Source organism: Streptomyces sp. NPDC027663 (assembly GCF_055566415.1).
In genome coordinates this window covers 765,697-781,673 of sequence record NZ_JBVHSK010000001.1, presented here as the reverse complement: position 1 = coordinate 781,673, position 15,977 = coordinate 765,697, and the positions used below count along the sequence as shown (strand labels likewise).

Genomic DNA, 15,977 nt, shown 5'->3' with positions numbered 1-15,977 from the left:
CCCCTCCCTTGGGTCTAAGCGTCTGTGTGGGATACCCCGCGATGAATGTTCGAGATATCAACAGGCGATCGGCATGACGAACACAGGCTAGTCATGCGGAGTTGCCCGGGCAATGGGTCGGGAGCGGGCCGGGCACCATGGATGTCATGCGTCTCGACTTCCAGCTGGTGCTGCTGCGCCGCATGGCCGACCACAACCCGGGCCTCGTCGAGGACGCCCGGCGGGAACTGGGCGCCTCGCTCGCGGACATGCGGGAGACGAACAAGCGCTGGCAGGCGATGGTCCGCTCGCCGCGGGCCCGGGGCGCGGCCGCCCGCTACCGCTCGGTGCTCGGCGAACCCGACGCCGTCCTGCCCCGCCGCCTCGGTGACGTCGACTGCGAGGCCCGGCAGTGGGACCTGCCGCTCTGGCCCGGCCTGCGCTTCGAGGTGCTCGTCGGGCCCGACGGCGGGGTGTGGAACGAGTGGCTGGTGCGGGCCCCGGACGCACCGGCCCCGCAGCTGCGCACCCTGGAGGACCTCACTCCGTGGTCCTGCACGGTGGACGAGGCCGCCCGCGCCTTCGCCCCGGCCCGCCCGCTGGAGGGCACGGCCCCCACCCGGTGGGGGCTCGCGTTCACCGCGCCGGACAGGGACGGTGTACGGCACGAGGTGGTCGCCGAGTTCACCTGGGGGCTGCTCCAGCGGACGGCGGTCCTGCCCTGAAGGGGCCACGGCGTCCCGGCCGGAAGAGCTGAGCCGCTGGCGGCCCGAAGGGACGCGCTAGGCCGGGGTCCCGGCCGCGGTCAGGATCGCCTCCGTCACGCGCGGCAGCGAGCCGGGGTGCAGCCACAGGAACAGGTTCGGCTCGACCAGCTCCAGTTCCATCAGGCGCGGTTCGCCGTCGTCCCCGTCGACCAGGTCCACCCGCGCGTACAGCAGCCCGTCCCTGCCGGGTACGGCCGCCAACGCCTTCTCGGCGACGGCGAGTTCGGCCTCCCTGGGCTGCCAGGGCTGCAGATCGGGGTGGGCGACCTTGTCGGCGTCGTACGGGGTGCCGGGTGTGAGGACGGCCCCCTTCCGGCTGGCGTGCAGCAGCCGGCCGCCGAAGAACTGCAGCGCCCGCTCCCCGCCCACGTCTATGCCCGGCATGTACGGCTGCACCATCGCGGTGAAGCCCTCCGCGTGCATCCGCGCGAGCTGCCGTACCGCCGTGTCGTGCTCGGCGGGCGTGTACCGGGCGGCGAACCGGGCGCCGGCGCCCGAGGTCGGCTTGATCACGAACTCGTGGCCGGCGGGCAGGTCGGCCGGCTCGCCCGGCGCGATGTAGCGGGTGGGGACGGTGGGCACGCCGGCCGCCGCCAGCTCGCCGAGGTAGCGCTTGTCGGTGTTCCAGCGCACGACGGGGGCCGGGTTGGCCAGCCGGGTGAGCGCGCCGGCCCGCTCCACCCAGGCGGCGAACTCCGCGGCCCGCCAGCTGTAGTCCCAGGTCGAGCGGATGACCACCAAGTCGTAGCCGCCCCAGTCCGCCTCCGGGTCGTCCCAGTGCCGGGCCTCCGCCTCGGCGCCGGCGTCCTTGAGCGCCTGCACCAGCACCGGCAGGTCGGTGTCGAAGCTCGGCTCGGCTCCGGGGTCGTAGGTGGCGAGGGCGATGCGGGGCACGGCGGGCTCCCTGTCGTACGGCGGTTGGCTGGGCGGATGCGCTGTGAGGCTAACAACGCCGCAGAACCGGAGCAGCTCATTTGGCCTTCGCCTCCGGGCAAGCCCCGGCATCGGTGGCGGACGACGAGGGGCACGAGGTGCGCAGGGAACTGCTGACGATCGGGGCGTTCGCGAGCAACACAGCCGCCGCTGCCGCCCCCGACGCCGCGGTGCGCGCGCTGGTGGACGCGGCGAACGCGGGCGGCGTCCCGGACGACGTCAGCTGTGTGGTCGCCGATGTCGTGACGGCGGCCTGACCCCGGGCCTGCGCCGTCCGGCAGGATCAGGGAGGGAGGTCCAAAAGAGAGGTACCGAATACCGGGGCCGACCCCGCCGTCGCACGGTGCCCATCCACGGAACGCTCCGCTCCTGGTGTAGGAAAGTGCTGTCGTCCCCGGTGGCCGGCACCGTCGGCGGTGCCGGCAGTAAGGAGTACGCCGCGTGTCCTCTCTCTTCCCCGCCCTGGCGGACGGTCCGGGCGAGCGGGTCGCCCTGCGGTTCGGGCCCAGGACCCTGACGTACGGAGAACTCGCGGGCGCCGCGGGTGCCGTCGCCGCCCGGGTCCGGGATGCAGGCCGGGTCGCCGTGTGGGCCACCCCGGAGCTGGAGACCGCGGTCGCGGTGACCGGCGCGCTGCTCGCCGGAGTGGCCGCGGTGCCGCTCAACCCGAAGTCGGGCGAGAAGGAGCTGGCGCACATTCTGGCCGACAGTGCGCCGGCGCTCGTTCTCGCCGCGCCCGGCGCCGGGCTCCCGCCGGTGTTCGGCGACGTGCCGAGGATCGACGTGGACGCGTCCGCCACCGGCACCGCGCCCGGGGAGCGGGCGGCGGACGGCGACCCGGCGCTGATCGTCTACACCTCCGGCACCACCGGCCCGCCCAAGGGCGCGGTGCTCCCCCGCCGGGCCGTCGCCACCACCCTGGACGCGCTCGCCGACGCCTGGCAGTGGACCGGGGACGACGTACTGGTGCACGGGCTGCCGCTGTTCCATGTGCACGGGCTGGTCCTCGGCGTCCTCGGGCCGCTGCGCCGCGGCGGATCGGTTCGGCACCTGGGCCGCTTCAGCACCGAGGGGGTGGCCCGCGAGCTGAACGAGGGCGCGACCATGGTGTTCGGGGTGCCGACGATGTACCACCGCATCGCCGAGGCCCTGCCGGACGACCCGGAGCTGGCCAAGGCCCTCGGGCGGGCCCGGCTGCTGGTGTCGGGGTCGGCCGCGCTGCCCGTGCACGACCACGAGCGGATCGCGGCGGCGACCGGCCGGCGGGTGATCGAGCGGTACGGCATGACGGAGACGCTGATGAACACCAGCGTGCGGGCCGACGGGGAGGCGAGGGCCGGCACGGTCGGGGTGCCGCTGCCGGGCGTGGAGCTGCGCCTGGTGGAGGAGGACGGTACGGAGATCACCGCGTACGACGGGGAGAGCGTCGGCGAGATCCAGGTGCGCGGTCCGAACCTGTTCACCGAGTACCTGAACCGGCCCGATGCCACGGCCGCCGCGTTCACCGCCGACGGCTGGTTCCGCACCGGCGACATGGCTGTGCGGGAGTCCGACGGGTATGTCCGGATCGTGGGCCGCAAGGCCACCGACCTCATCAAGAGCGGCGGCTACAAGATCGGGGCCGGTGAGATCGAGAACGCCCTGCTGGAGCATCCGGGGGTGCGGGAGGCGGCGGTCACCGGGGAACCGGACGCCGACCTGGGCGAGCGGATCGTGGCCTGGATCGTCCCGGCCGACCCGCAGTCCCCGCCCGCCGCCGGGGAGTTGGCGGACCATGTGGCCGGGCGGCTGGCCCCGCACAAACGCCCCCGCGTGGTCCGCTACCTGGAGGCTCTCCCCCGCAACGACATGGGCAAGATCATGAAGCGGGCGCTGGCCGATGCCTGAGCGGCTCACGGCACGGGAGATCCTGGCGCTGGTCGCGGACGAGTCGGCCTTCCGGGAACTGCCCGGTGTCATAAGGCAGCCGCAGCCGGACGGCCCGCTCGGCTGGCAGGGCTACGACGCCTCGCGCGCCCGTGCCGCCGACCGCACCGGTGAACAGGAGTCGGTGGTCTGCGGCACCGCGACCGTCGGGGGCACCCGGGCCGTGCTGATCGCCTTCGAGTTCGGCTTCCTGGGCGGCTCGCTGGGGCAGCGCACCGGCGACCGCATAGAGGCGGCCTACCACCACGCCCGCGCGCACCGGCTCCCGGTCGTGCCGCTGATCGCCACCGGCGGCAGCCGGATGCAGGAGGGCATGCTCGCCCTGGCCCAGCTCCAGAGGGTGGCCCGTGAGTCGGCGCTCACCCGGGAGGCGGGCCTGCCGCAGATCGCGGTCCTGCGGGACCCGACGACCGGCGGCGGCTGGGCCACCCTCGGCGCCGGAGCCGACGTGGTCCTGGCCCTCCCGGGCGCCCAGGTGGGCTTCGCCGGCTCCCGGGTCCGGCCGGCGGACGCAGATCCGGCCGCCTACACGGCGGAGGCGCAGGTCGCGGCCGGATCGGCGGACGCGGTGGTCCGTCCCGAGGAGTTGCGGGAAACGCTCGGGGTGTGGCTGCGGCTGCTCACCCATCCGGCGCAGGAGGCCCCGGTCCCGCACGCCCTCGGCGCCTGCGGCCTCCCCGGCACCGGCTGGGCGGCCGTCCGCCGGGCCCGTTCGGCCGAACGCCCCCGCGCCCACGCCTATCTGGACGCGTACTTCACCCGCCGGGTGCCGGTCAGCGGCGACCGCTGCGGCGGCACGGACCCCGACGGCATGCTGTGCGGGTTCGGTGAGCGTGACGGCCGTACCGTGGCGTACGCGGCACAGACCGGGGCGGCGACCCGGCCCGCCGGGTACCGGACCGCGGCCCGGCTGATCCGGCTCGCGGACCGGCTGGACATCCCGGTGCTGACGCTGGTGGACACCCCGGGCGCGGCCAATGGGGCGGAGGCGGAGCGGCAGGGCGCCGGGGCGGCGATCGCCGAGGTGTTCGGGGCGGTGGCCGCCGCGCGGGTGCCGGTCACCACGCTGGTCGTCGGCGAGGGCGGCTCCGGCGGAGCGCTCGCGCTGGCCGCGCCCGGCAACACCTGGGTCACGCCGGACAGTTACTTCTCGGTGATCGCCCCCGAGCTCGCGGCGGCGATCCTCAAGCGGACGCCGGAGGAGGTGGAGGCGACCGCGGACCAGCTGCGCATCCGGCCGCAGGATCTGGTGGAGCTGGGGGTGGTCCGCGGCATCGTCGACGGCGCAGCCACCGCGGACCGGCCCCCGGACTGAACCAGCACACGGCCACCAAGAACCGGCACACGGACCTGGCCAACACACTGCCACCGCGAACCAGCACACGGCCCGTGAACCGGCCCACCACACGGCCCCCGCGAGCCAGCACACGGCCACCGTGAACCGGCCCACCACGCGGCCACCGCGAACCGGCCCACGGGCCGAGCTACCGCACCGCCACCGCCCGGATGATCTCCTGGGTCACCGAGCCGTCCTTGTCGTCGTGGGCCGAGGCCCGCAGGGAGACATGGGCGGCGTCGCGGGGCACGGTCGGCGTGCCGCGCCAGGAGGCGCCCCGGCCGGCGGTCAGGGGGACCGTCCGCCAGGTGGTGCCGTCGTCGTACGACACCTCCAGACGGCCGCCGTCGAGGGTGCCGGTGCCGGCCGCACCCGTGACGTACTCGGCGCCGATCGCGATCGGCAGCCGCTGTTCGCCCCGCACCCGGCCCGCGAGGTCGGTGTCGACGTCGAAGGCGAGGTTGATGAGCGGCAGGCAGGTCCAGTGGTCCTCCGGGGTGGCCGCGGAGCGGAAGGCCCACTCGGTGTGGCCCCGCGTCGCGGGCTGCCAGTGGGCGGGGTCCAGGGCGGTGTCGGTGACCACCTTGTACGTGTGCTCGTCGGCGGGCGCGTCCAGGACGTCGACGCCGGAGCCGGTGCGCCGGTCGACCAGTGTGCCGTCCAGGTGGACGGCGGTGGTCTGGCTCATCCCGCTGCCCTCGCTCCACACGTCGCCGAAGCCGGTGTGGTCGGGCCCGGAGTCGCCCCAGCCAGGGGTGTTCAACTGGATCCGGTTTCCGGCGCGTTGCCCGCACCAGCCGAGTCCGGTGCCCAGCCACGGGTGCCACACGGGCCGGAACCAGTTCAGCTCCGGCCTGCTGCCGCCGTCGTAGCGGACGAGCCCGCCGCGCTCCTCCAGGGCGCCGTCGGCGGCCGTGACGGACTCGTGCCAGAGCTGGCCGGGGCCGGTGGAGACGTAGTCGGTGCGCTCGGCGGGCAGGGCGACGCGCTCCTGGAAGCCGAGGCCGACGGGGAAGGATCCGGTGAGGGAGTACCGGAACTCGCCGCCGTTTCGCGGCCGGTCGGAGTGGAACCGGACGTGGACGGCGGCGAGTTCACCGCGGCCGGGTGCGTAGGTGAGGTCCCGGTCCGGGATCGCGCCCCGGTGGCCCTCGGAGAGGTCGTAGACGTACGGCGGGTCGGCGGTGCCGGTCATGTCGACGCGGCCGGCCGCCCTGAGGCGTGCCGCGTCCGCTTGGTTCACGGTGGCGATCTGCAGCGGCCGGTCGGCGTTGTCGTCGGTGCCCCACCAGGCCATCAGCCGGCCGGGCGCGTCGTCGGTCACGAACAGGGCCGCGGCACCCGCGTCCTGCGCGGCCCGGGCGAGCGCGGCCGGGTCGGCGCCGTCGGCGAGGCGGGCGAGCACCGCCTTGCCGGACACCCCGGTGACGGGCCCGTCACCGACGTCCACCAGCGGCAGTCTGCTGTGGCCGGTGAGGAGTGTGCCGCCCGGCTGGACGGTGGCCTCGCCGATGCCCTTGACCGTCAGCAGGGGCTTGGCCAGCCGCCACACGGTCCGGTACTCGAAGGTGCCCTCTGCGACGTCCGGGGTGGGCGCGGCGAGGACGCTGTCGTAGGTGAGGGGTACCTGGACGGCGCCGAAGAGGTCGGCGCCGTTCGCCTGCCGGTCGTACTCCATGACGAGCTGGTGGGTCTCCGTGCGCCGGTCGACCCGGGCCGCGACCTCGCGCAGCCTCCGTGCGTCGAGGGTGACTTCGCGGTCCCGGTCGAGGCCGATCCCGGGGGCCGCGAGGAAGCCGAGGCCGAGGGAGTCGGCGCCGTGGCTGCCGGGCACGTCGAGGAAGGAGGTGAGAGAGTAGGTGCCGGGCGTCAGGCGCAGCCTGAGCGTGCCGGAGTCGCCGACGCGGGCGGGCTGGGCGTCCGCGCCCCCGGCGAGCCGCTGCACGGTGAGGTCGGCAGCGGCGGGCGCACCCGCGCGGTCCTTGACGTGGACGGTGAGCGTGTACCGCTCGTCCTCCTTGACCAGCCCGAAGGCGGTGTGCGCGACGGTCTTCCCGGTCTGGTCCACGGCCACGATCCGCCCGCTGGTCTCCCCGGCCGGCGCCTTCGAGCCGTCGCCGGTGACGGTGGTCGTCGCGGTGTCGTGGGCCGGGACGGTGAGGGTGTTCCGGGCGAGGGTGGCGACCCCGTCCGGGGCGCCCCGTACCGACAGCTTCAACTCGGCCGGTGCGTCCGAGGAGTTGGTGTAGGTGAGGGTCCGGGTGACGGGCTCGTTCGCCTCGTACGGCCAGCTGACGAAGCCGAGGTCGGCGCTGCCGGTGGCGGTGACCGTGGTGTGCACCGCGTCCGGCACGCTCACCCGGCCCGCACCCAGCAGGTAGGCGGAGGCGTCGAGCTGCGCGGAGCTGGACATCAGCGCGTCCTTCAGCCGGCCGCCGCTCCAGTCGGGGTGCTGTCCGGCGAGCAGCGCGGCGGCCCCCGCCACCTGCGGGGTGGCCATCGACGTACCGCTCATGGAGGTGTAGTAACCGTCACCGGACAGCAGTTGGGAGCGGGCGGCGAGGATGCCGACGCCGGGCGCGGAGATGTCCGGCTTGAGCGCGTTGTCGCCGTACCGGGGGCCCGCGGAGGTGAAGTCGGCCGCATGGTCGCCGGAGTCGACGGCGCCGACGGTCAGGGCGGCGTCGGCGGCGCCGGGCGAGCTGATGGAGGAGGGTGCGCCGGTGTTGCCGGCCGAGACGACGAACAGTGCGCCGGTCTCCCGGGAGAGCGTGTTCACCGCCTGCGCCATGGGGTCGGTGCCGTCGCCGGCCTCCGTAGACCCCAGGCTCATGGAGACGATCCTGGCGTGCACGTCCCGTGCCGCCCACTCCATGCCGGCGATGATCTGCGACTCGCTGCCCGAGCCCTGGTCGCCGAGCACCTTGCCGACGGCGAGGGTCGCGCCGGGCGCCACCCCCTGCTCCGTGCCGCCGGAGGCGGCGCCGCTGCCGCCGACGGTGGAGGTGACATGGGTGCCGTGCCCGTTGCGGTCGGCGACGTCCTGCCCTTCGACGAAGCTCCTGGACGCGCTCACCCGGCCCGCCAGGTCGGGGTGGCCGAGGTCGGCGCCGGTGTCCAGGACGGCGACCGTGACACCCTTGCCGGTCAGCCCGGCGTCCCAGGCGGCCCGTGTGCCGATCTGGGCGTTGCTCTCGGCCAGGCCGGCCGTGACCCGCCCGTCCAGCCACACCTTGCGGATGCCGGACGCCCGTGTGAACGACAGCCAGAAGGTGCGCCCCTTGTCCGCCTCGACCGCCGCCCCGCGCACACTCGGCAGCGCCCGGGTCCGCTCGGCACCGGCCGGTACGACGGCCCGCGCGCCCCTGTCGTAGGTCACGATCAGCGGCAGCGCGCCGGTCCTGGCGTCGGTGAGCCCCTGCCGGATCAGCCCGCTCACGTCGAACAGCCGCCGGTCCAGCGTCCCGGCGCGCAGATACGGCAGCGCCTCGTCCGGTACGACGGTGAGGTGACCGTTGCTCCGCTGCGTCCGTACGGCGCCCGTGGCCCCGCGGGGCCGTCGCACGGTGACGGTCTTCCTGCCGTGCCCCAGGCCGGTGACGGTCACCTCGTCGCCGGTGACGAGGGTGACGGTCGTGCCGGCGGCGGGGGCCGGGGCGTGCGCGGCGGTCCCCCGCGCGACCGCCGGGCCGGCCGGGAGCAGGGCGCCGACCAGCACCGTCACCGCCAGTGCCGCCCCCCGTCTGACTGGTCCTGTACTCATCCACGCCTCTTCTCGTTCGGTGTCGAGCGGGTCGCGTGCTGAGACGAGTGTGATGTCCCGTCGCCCGCACGGAAATTGACCGAAGCCGACGGAAAGGCGCCCTGGCGGGATCCCCCCGACCTCCGCTCCCGCCACGCACACCCGTTCGAAGATGTGACACCCGAAGCACCGTCCGTAACATGGGAGTTGTCACGAGACCGGGAACGACGGGGAGTCAGCGACGCCATGGACGGATTGGTCGAGTTCAGGACCGAGGACGGCGCGCTCGTGGTGGTGGAGGACGTACCCACCAGATCCGGTGCCCGGCTCGTCTCGCGCGGCGACGGACCGGCACAGGCCACGCGCACCTTCGAGGGAGCGCTGGACGGCGTACGGGCTGCGGCGGAGGCCGCACTGCGGGTCTTCCGGGACGGCAGCCTGCGCCCCGACGCGGTGGAGATCGAGTTCGGCGTGCGGATGTCCGCGGAGGCCGGTGCGATCATCGCGAAGGGGTCGGCCGAGGGCCACCTGGTCGTCAAGCTCAGCTGGTCCCCCGGACAGCCGGAGCAGGCCGCGCCCGGCCGGAGCGTGCCGGTGCGGACCGTTCCGGGCCAGAGCGCACCCGGCCCGGATTCCGCCGACCGGTGATGAGCAGCGCTGCCTGGCATGCCCGGATCGTCTGCGGCCACGAGGTGGGGGCCGGGTTCCTGGTGGCCGGCCGCCGGGTGCTCACCTGCGCGCACGTCGTCAGGTGGAGCGACCGGTCCGCGGTGACCGTCTCCTTCCCGCACGCCAGGCAGTTGGGCGAGCTGTCCGCGTCGGTCGTCGCCCACGGCGGCTGGTCGGGTGCGGCCACCGACCCCGGCGATGTGGCCGTGCTGGAACTGGACCGCGACGTCCCGCTCGCCCCGGCCGGCTTCGCACCGCCCGACGCCGCGTACACCGAGCCGTACCCCAAGCTGATCGCGTACGGCTTCCCCGAGGGCTACGACGAGGGCACGCTCGCCGAGTACCAGGCCGTCTCGGGCCAGTTGATCGCCGACCAGTGGCTGGAACTGGTGGCCTGGAACGGGCACGGGCAGCCGCTCGTGGCCGGGTTCAGCGGGGCGGCGGCGACCCTTCCGGACGGCAGGGTCGCCGGCATGGTCACCGCGGCCTCGGACTCGCCGGACGTACGCAAGGGCCGGATGCTGCCGTTGGACGTGATGGCCCGGTACTGGCCCGAGCTGGGCGAGCTGGTGCCCACCCCCGGTCACCGGGACGACGCCCGCCGACGGCTGTACGCCCTGCTGCGCCGGGCCACGGACGGCGCCGGCCGGCCCTGCGATCCGAACCGGCTGTACGTGGACGCGGTGGAGGCCTTCGGGCCGCCCCTGCCCCCGGGCGGTTTCCCCACCCTGTGGGCGGCCGCCGCGTATGTGCAGTGGGAGGTCCCGGACCCGGAGGCGGTGGGCCGGTTCGCCGACCGGCTGCGGGAACTGCTCGACGGAGGACAGGCGTTACAGACCCCGGCGGCCGCGGCGGCCGAGGCCCCGCCGGCCTGGTCCCCGGTCGTCGTCGAGATCGACCACAGCGGCGCCGGCCCCGACCAGGTGACGGTGGAGGTGTCCGCGTACCGCGACGGACAGCGCCGGCCGGTGGGCGCACGCCGGCTGTCCCGGTCAGGGGTACGGGCCTACGTCCAGGGCCGCATCGACGAAGCCGTCTCGCATCTCGCCCCGGACGCCGACGAGCTGGTGACGTTCGTGCTGCCGCGCGAGTGGCTCAACGAAGCGGTGGCGCAGTGGGAGTGCGGCGCGGACGACAGCACGCCCCTCGGCTGCGCCTATCCCCTCGTGGTGACCGACCGGGCCCGCCACCACAGTGGCCGGCTCCGCCACCAGCTGCGCAAGAAGTGGCAGAAGCTGGACACCGGAGGCGGGGTCGAGGTGCACCGTGTCGAGTGCGGCAGCCGGGAGCGCCCGCCGAGCCTGCGCAAACGGCTGTGGGACGGCGACGCCGGACTGGCGGGCTTCGCCTTCCCGCCCACCACGGCACGGGAGCACTTCGAGGTCGGCCTCACCGTGCCCGTGCCGGTCCTGCTGTGGTCCCGGACCGGCTGCTCCTGCGCCGGCCACGGGGACGCGCCCTGCACCTGCGCCCCGGAAGGGAATCCGTTCGGCACCGGCGCCCCGGAGGGCGGTCCGCTCCGCACCGGCGCCCCCGAGAACGATCCGCCCCGCACCGGCGCCCCGGAGAACTGCCGGCTCCGCACCGGCGCCCGGGAGGGCGATCCGCCCTGCCCCGGCACCGCGTTCCTCGACCAGCTCACCGCCTCGGTCGCCGACGTACCGCCCGCCGAACTGCCCCGGCACGTCCTGTCACTGCGGCTGACCGCGGGCGCCGCCGATGAGCCGGACCTGCACTGGGCAAGAGACCTGCAGCTGCTCTGGGACGACCCGCGCTGCTTCCCCGAACCGGCCGCGTCCCTCCACTCACCCGTCGCCTGACCGCCCGCACGACCGACCGCCCCCACGGAGAAGAAGAGCCCATGCCCCTGTGGCCCGTCTACACCGGTACGAACGAGCCGCACGACGGCATCGCGCAGCTGCCCCCGCCGCCGCCCTGGCGGGCCTTCGACGGCGGTCCGGTGCTCACGGCGCCGGACGAGGGGGCCGGCGCCTCCGCCGTCTCCCCGGACCGTACGCACCGCGCCGAGACCTACCAGGCCACGGAACAGACGGTCCAACTGGTCAACGCGGCCCTGTATCTGCGCCGCCCGCTGCTGGTCACCGGGCCGCCGGGCACCGGCAAGTCCTCGCTCGTGTACGCCGTCGCCCGCGAGCTGCGGCTCGGTCCGGTGCTGCGCTGGAACATCACCAGCCGCAGCACGCTCCACGACGGCCTCTACCAGTACGACCCGCTGTCACGGCTGTACGCGGCCCGGCAGGACCGGCCGCAGGACACGGACGACCGCTCGGGCATCGAGCACCATCTGCGCCTGGGGCCGCTCGGCACCGCCCTCCTGCCCTACGACCGGCCCCGCGCACTGCTCATCGACGAGATCGACAAGAGCGACCTGGACCTGCCCAACGACCTGCTGAACGTGCTGGAGGAGGGCCAGTACGAGATCCCCGAGCTGGTGCGCGCCGCGCGGCTCGCGCCGGACGGTGTCGCCGAGGTGCCGGCCGACGGCACCGACGAGCGGGTCCCGGTGGCACACGGCCGGGTCCGCTGCCGCTCCTTCCCCTTCGTCGTCCTCACCAGCAACGGCGAGCGCGAGTTCCCGCCCGCCTTCCTGCGCCGCTGTGTCACGCTGCATCTGCGGCAGCCGGACGACCGGCACCTCGCCGAGATCGTCCGCGCCCACCTGGGCGAACCGGACGCCTACGCACGGACGTTGATCGACCGCTTCCTGTCCCGTTCGGGCGTCGGCGACCTGGCCACCGACCAGCTCCTCAACGCCATCTACCTGGCCCGCTCCGCCGACCTGGACACCGACTCCCTGGACCGGCTGGCCGAAAAGCTGATGCCGTACCTGGGACAGGCCGCGCAGAACGATGTCTTCTGAGCACCCCGCCTCCCCTCCTGACGTCCCGGACTCCACTTCCGGCCTTCCCAGCTCCCCTGCCGGCCGCCCCAGCTCCCCTGCCGGCCGCCCCAGCTCCACTTCCGGCAGCCCCGACTCCCCCACCGCGCGCCCCGGCTCCCCGGACCCGGTGGTCCGCCTGGCCGACGTCCTGGCCGAGGCGGCCCACGGGGTGCGTCCGAGCCCGCTCGAACTGGCCGAACTGCTCTGGCTGGCGGGCCACATGACACCCGGCGCAGACAGTGCCGGCCCCGCCCTCGGCTCCGGCCCGGGCGGACCGGAGGTCTCTGTTCCGGCACCGGTGCCGGAACAGCCCGCACCCCCGCCCCCGGACCAGCCGCCCCGGCCCTACCCTCCAGCGGCACGGGAGCCGGAGCCCGCCCGGGCGCCCGAGGCCGCCCCGGCCTCCCGGCAGCCGGCCCGCGTCCCCCTCCACCTCCCCTCCCACCGCCCGGACCCCACCGCGGACCGGCCCCACGCCGGCCTCCTGGCCCCGGCGCCCCCGATGCTGCGTCATCCGCTGGCGCTCCAGCGTTCGCTGCGCCCGCTGCGGCGCCGTGTCGACGCGCCCGTGGGCCACGAGCTGGACGAGCCGGCTACCGCCGACCGCATCGCCCGCCTCGGTGCCGGCCCCGAGTGGTGGCTGCCGGTGCTGCGCCCGGCACGGGAACGCTGGCTGCGGCTGAACCTGGTGTACGACGCCGGGCCCACCATGCCGGTCTGGCGGCCCCTGATCCGCGAGCTGCACACGGCGCTCGGCCAGTCGGGGACCTTCCGCACGGTCGCCGTGTACCGCGCCGCCGCCGACGGCACCGTCCGCGGCCCCGACGCGCACGCCCCCACCGACGGCCGCACCGTCACCCTTCTGATCAGCGACTGCATGGGACCGCAGTGGCGGGAGGGCCCGGCCGGCACCCTCTGGTACGCCACCCTGCACCGCTGGGCCCGCCGGATGCCCCTGGCCGTCGTACAGCCGCTGCCGGAACACCTGTGGCGGGACACGGCGCTGCCCGCCACCCCGGGCCGGCTCGCGGCCCCGCACCCCGCGGCCCCCACGACGGCGCTCGCGTTCACCCCGTACGAGCAGGACGAGTCCACCGGGGCCGGCGGCACGGTCCCGCTGCCCGTGCTGGAGCCGGAGCCGCGGTGGCTGGCGCACTGGGCCGCGCTGCTCGCCACGCCGGGAGGGGCGGAATTCCCCGGTGCGGTCGCCCGGCTGGGCCGTCCGCTGCCGGCGGACGCCGAGGACCGCACGGACATCGGTCTGCTGACCGCCGAGGAGCTGGTCCTGCGGTTCCGGGCGACCGCATCGCCCGAGGCGGTCCGGCTGGCCGGGCATCTCGCGGTGGGGCGTCCCGACCTGCCGGTCATGCGCCTGGTGCAGGCCGCGGTGGAGCCGGATCCGCGCCCCCGTCACCTGGCCGAGGTCGTTCTCAGCGGCATGCTCACCGCGGTCCCGGACGGCCCGCCCGGCTCCTACGCCTTCCGGGACGGCGTCCGCGAACTGCTCCTGCTCGGCCTGCCGCGTACCGCCCGCCACCGCACCACCGAACTTCTCGCCCGGATCGGCGAGTTCATCGACCGCAGGGCGGGACGGGCACCGGGCGAGTTCCGGGCGTCGGTGCCTTCCGCGCGGGGCGCGGGGGCGGCCGGGGAGGGCGATCCGTTCGCGACGGTCAGCGAGGACAGCGTGCGACGGCTGTCGGCCACGGCGGACGGGGAACCGCCGACGACGGCGGACGTAGAGCTGTCGGCGACGGCGGACGGAGAACCGCCGGCAACCGCGAACGGTCAGCGGCCGACGACCGCCGACGGAGAACCGCCGGCAACCGCCGACGGAGAACCGCCGACAACGGCGGACGGAGCGCTGTCGGCAACCGCAAACGGAGAGCTGCCGACGACGGCGGACGGAGAGCTGCCGGCGACCGCCGACGGGGAGCAGTCCGCCGGGCCGGACGCCTCCGTGGGACGGTCCGGGATCCGCTTCGTGGCCGACGAACTCACCGGCCGCCCCGAGGCCCGCATCACCCTGGAGGCCGCCGTGCACGAGATCCTCGCGCGCGGCTCCCTCACTCCCCGCCAGTACGAGGTGGACGTCCGCCCGGACGGCTACCTGGTGCGCACCGAGCCCGGCGCCTATCTCCTGCCCGTCCTGGTCGCCGTCCTGCGGGAACTCCCTCATGCGCTCGCCCGGCTGACCGATCCGCCGCGGCTGCGGGTGACGTTCGGGGAGCCGTTCGGCCGGCCGCCGGAGACCGCCGCGGACGCCGTGGTCGTCGTACCGCCCGCGCTGTACGACGACTTCGCCGCCAGCTCCGCCGCCCAGCGCTCCCGGCCATTCCGGCCGCTCTTTTGTGACAGCGCCCCGGACAGCCCGCCGGCCGCCTGGTACTGCCTGCTCGGGCCGCGGACCCCGGAGCCCGGCGAACGCGAGCTGGTGCAGGGCCCGTTCATCACGCAGGACCTGCACGAGCTGGGCGTCCCCGTTCCGGGCCGCACGGCCGTGGTGCACACCCGCGCCGACGGCCCGCTCACGCTGCTCGACCCGATCCAGCCGTACGGCACCCGGCCGCCGCGTCCCGAGACGTACTACTCGGTCGATCTGACCCCGCACGAGGCCCGGCACATCGTGTCCCTGCCGAGTTCCGGCAAGGGCGCCTTCAAGGCCGCGGTGATGCTGTCCTGGCGTGTGGACGATCCGGTCGCCTTCGTCCGCGGCGAGACCACCGGTGTGTCCGGACTGCTGCTGAAGCACCTGTGCGCGGCGGCGGCCCCGGTCACGCGCCGCCATCCGCTGCGCCGCGCGGGCGCGGCTCAGCGGGCGGTGAACGCAGGGGTGGACGACTGGCCGGTGCCCGGGCTCGCGGTGTCGTACACCGTGCAGCTGGTCCCGGAGTGGGCGCCCGCGCCGGCGGCGGAACCGCCGGTCCCGTCGCGTCGGCGGCTGGCGTCCCTCCTCGCCGGCAGCGACACGGTACTGATCGGCTTCGACGGGCCACTCGCCCGGCTGTTCCCGGCCCAGACCGCCCGGGAGGCCCTGCTCGACCTGCTGGCGCTCATGGCCGACCACCGCGATCCGCAGGACGCGCTGACGGGCCGCCCGCTGCCGGTGGTGAGCGCGGCCGGCCGGGAGGCGTTCGCGCATCCACTGGACCTGCTGCGGGCCTTCGCCCACGACCGGCTCGGCCCGCTGCTGCGGGCGCGCCTGGACGAACTCGAACTGGCTGCCGTACCCGACGCGCCCACCACGCACCGGTCCCTCGCGCTCGTCCGCGCCCTGCACCGGGCAGGCCGCCGGGTCAGCGTGGTGACGGACGTGGGCACCCCGGCCGTCCACCGCTGTCTGGAGCCCTACCGTCTTCCTTTCGCGGGCCTCCACGGCCGCCGCGACGACCTGGGTCTGCTGATGCCCCACCCCGACTGCCTGCTGCGCGCCCTGGACGCGCTCGGCGCCGCCGCCCGCACCGGCGTCCTGATCAGCTCGTCGGTCGCCGAACTCACCGCGGCCCAGCAACTCGGCCTGCGCGTCATCGGGTACTCCCCCTCCGCCGCCGGACGCCGGAGCCTGCGCGAGGACGGCAGCGAGGTCACCGTGTCGTCCCTGGAGCCGCTGCTGGAGGCCGTCCGGTCGCTCTGAGCCCGCCGACACTCCGGGACGGCCGCGAAATACGCCCGTTCAGCCGCGCCCCGCCCGGTCGCCCAGGAAAGGCGCCCGCTTCCGCCCCC

At 75.1% G+C, this 15,977-nt stretch carries 10 protein-coding genes; 8 read left to right on the top strand and 2 right to left on the bottom strand.

Going from position 1 to position 15,977, the window contains the following annotated elements:
• The first annotated feature begins 137 nt into the window (after window positions 1-137).
• Window positions 138-704 carry a hypothetical protein gene (locus ACZ4SF_RS03445; RefSeq protein WP_468377577.1) on the top strand — a complete coding sequence of 189 codons (567 nt, stop codon included), beginning with the start codon at window positions 138-140 and terminating at the stop codon, window positions 702-704.
• 57 nt (window positions 705-761) lie between these two features.
• On the opposite strand, the gene ACZ4SF_RS03440 is transcribed toward ACZ4SF_RS03445, so the two are convergent.
• Window positions 762-1,640: an ATP-grasp domain-containing protein gene (locus ACZ4SF_RS03440; protein WP_468377575.1), complete on the bottom strand. Its 879-nt coding sequence runs from the start codon at window positions 1,638-1,640 to the stop codon at window positions 762-764.
• Window positions 1,641-1,720: 80 nt separating this feature from the next.
• Here ACZ4SF_RS03440 and ACZ4SF_RS03435 point away from each other — a divergent pair, with 80 nt between their 5' ends.
• From ACZ4SF_RS03435 to ACZ4SF_RS03425, 3 genes are all read left to right on the top strand, one after another.
• Window positions 1,721-1,936: a hypothetical protein gene (locus ACZ4SF_RS03435; protein ID WP_468378328.1), complete on the top strand. Its 216-nt coding sequence runs from the start codon at window positions 1,721-1,723 to the stop codon at window positions 1,934-1,936.
• A gap of 184 nt (window positions 1,937-2,120) precedes the next feature.
• Window positions 2,121-3,566, top strand: a complete 1,446-nt coding sequence (locus tag ACZ4SF_RS03430; RefSeq protein ID WP_468377572.1) for an acyl-CoA synthetase — start codon at window positions 2,121-2,123, stop codon at window positions 3,564-3,566.
• Window positions 3,559-4,920 carry a carboxyl transferase domain-containing protein gene (locus ACZ4SF_RS03425; RefSeq protein ID WP_468377569.1) on the top strand — a complete coding sequence of 454 codons (1,362 nt, stop codon included), beginning with the start codon at window positions 3,559-3,561 and terminating at the stop codon, window positions 4,918-4,920. The genes ACZ4SF_RS03430 and ACZ4SF_RS03425 overlap by 8 nt, the downstream gene beginning before the upstream one ends.
• A gap of 169 nt (window positions 4,921-5,089) precedes the next feature.
• Here ACZ4SF_RS03425 and ACZ4SF_RS03420 read toward each other — a convergent pair whose 3' ends face one another.
• Window positions 5,090-8,704: a S8 family serine peptidase gene (locus ACZ4SF_RS03420; RefSeq protein ID WP_468377566.1), complete on the bottom strand. Its 3,615-nt coding sequence runs from the start codon at window positions 8,702-8,704 to the stop codon at window positions 5,090-5,092.
• 225 nt (window positions 8,705-8,929) lie between these two features.
• Between ACZ4SF_RS03420 and ACZ4SF_RS03415 the strand changes: the two genes are divergently transcribed.
• From ACZ4SF_RS03415 to ACZ4SF_RS03400, 4 genes are all read left to right on the top strand, one after another.
• Window positions 8,930-9,331, top strand: coding sequence for a CU044_2847 family protein (locus ACZ4SF_RS03415; protein WP_468377564.1), 402 nt, complete (start codon window positions 8,930-8,932; stop codon window positions 9,329-9,331).
• Complete coding sequence (locus tag ACZ4SF_RS03410; RefSeq protein WP_468377561.1) at window positions 9,331-11,172, top strand: VMAP-C domain-containing protein; 1,842 nt, start codon at window positions 9,331-9,333, stop codon at window positions 11,170-11,172. The genes ACZ4SF_RS03415 and ACZ4SF_RS03410 overlap by 1 nt, the downstream gene beginning before the upstream one ends.
• Before the next feature lie 41 nt (window positions 11,173-11,213).
• A complete protein-coding gene (locus tag ACZ4SF_RS03405; protein WP_468377559.1) occupies window positions 11,214-12,233 on the top strand; it encodes an AAA family ATPase in 1,020 nt (339 codons plus the stop codon).
• Window positions 12,234-12,381: 148 nt separating this feature from the next.
• A complete protein-coding gene (locus tag ACZ4SF_RS03400; RefSeq protein ID WP_468377556.1) occupies window positions 12,382-15,888 on the top strand; it encodes an SAV_2336 N-terminal domain-related protein in 3,507 nt (1,168 codons plus the stop codon).
• Window positions 15,889-15,977 lie beyond the last annotated feature (89 nt).

Bases quoted from the DNA above. Each gene is read 5' to 3' on its own strand.
- ACZ4SF_RS03405 (WP_468377559.1), top strand. From the start codon at position 11,214: ATGCCCCTGTGGCCCGTCTACACCGGTACGAACGAGCCGCACGACGGC.
- ACZ4SF_RS03415 (WP_468377564.1), top strand. From the start codon at position 8,930: ATGGACGGATTGGTCGAGTTCAGGACCGAGGACGGCGCGCTCGTGGTG.
- ACZ4SF_RS03420 (WP_468377566.1), bottom strand. From the start codon at position 8,704: ATGAGTACAGGACCAGTCAGACGGGGGGCGGCACTGGCGGTGACGGTG.
- ACZ4SF_RS03410 (WP_468377561.1), top strand. From the start codon at position 9,331: ATGAGCAGCGCTGCCTGGCATGCCCGGATCGTCTGCGGCCACGAGGTG.
- ACZ4SF_RS03425 (WP_468377569.1), top strand. From the start codon at position 3,559: ATGCCTGAGCGGCTCACGGCACGGGAGATCCTGGCGCTGGTCGCGGAC.
- ACZ4SF_RS03445 (WP_468377577.1), top strand. From the start codon at position 138: ATGGATGTCATGCGTCTCGACTTCCAGCTGGTGCTGCTGCGCCGCATG.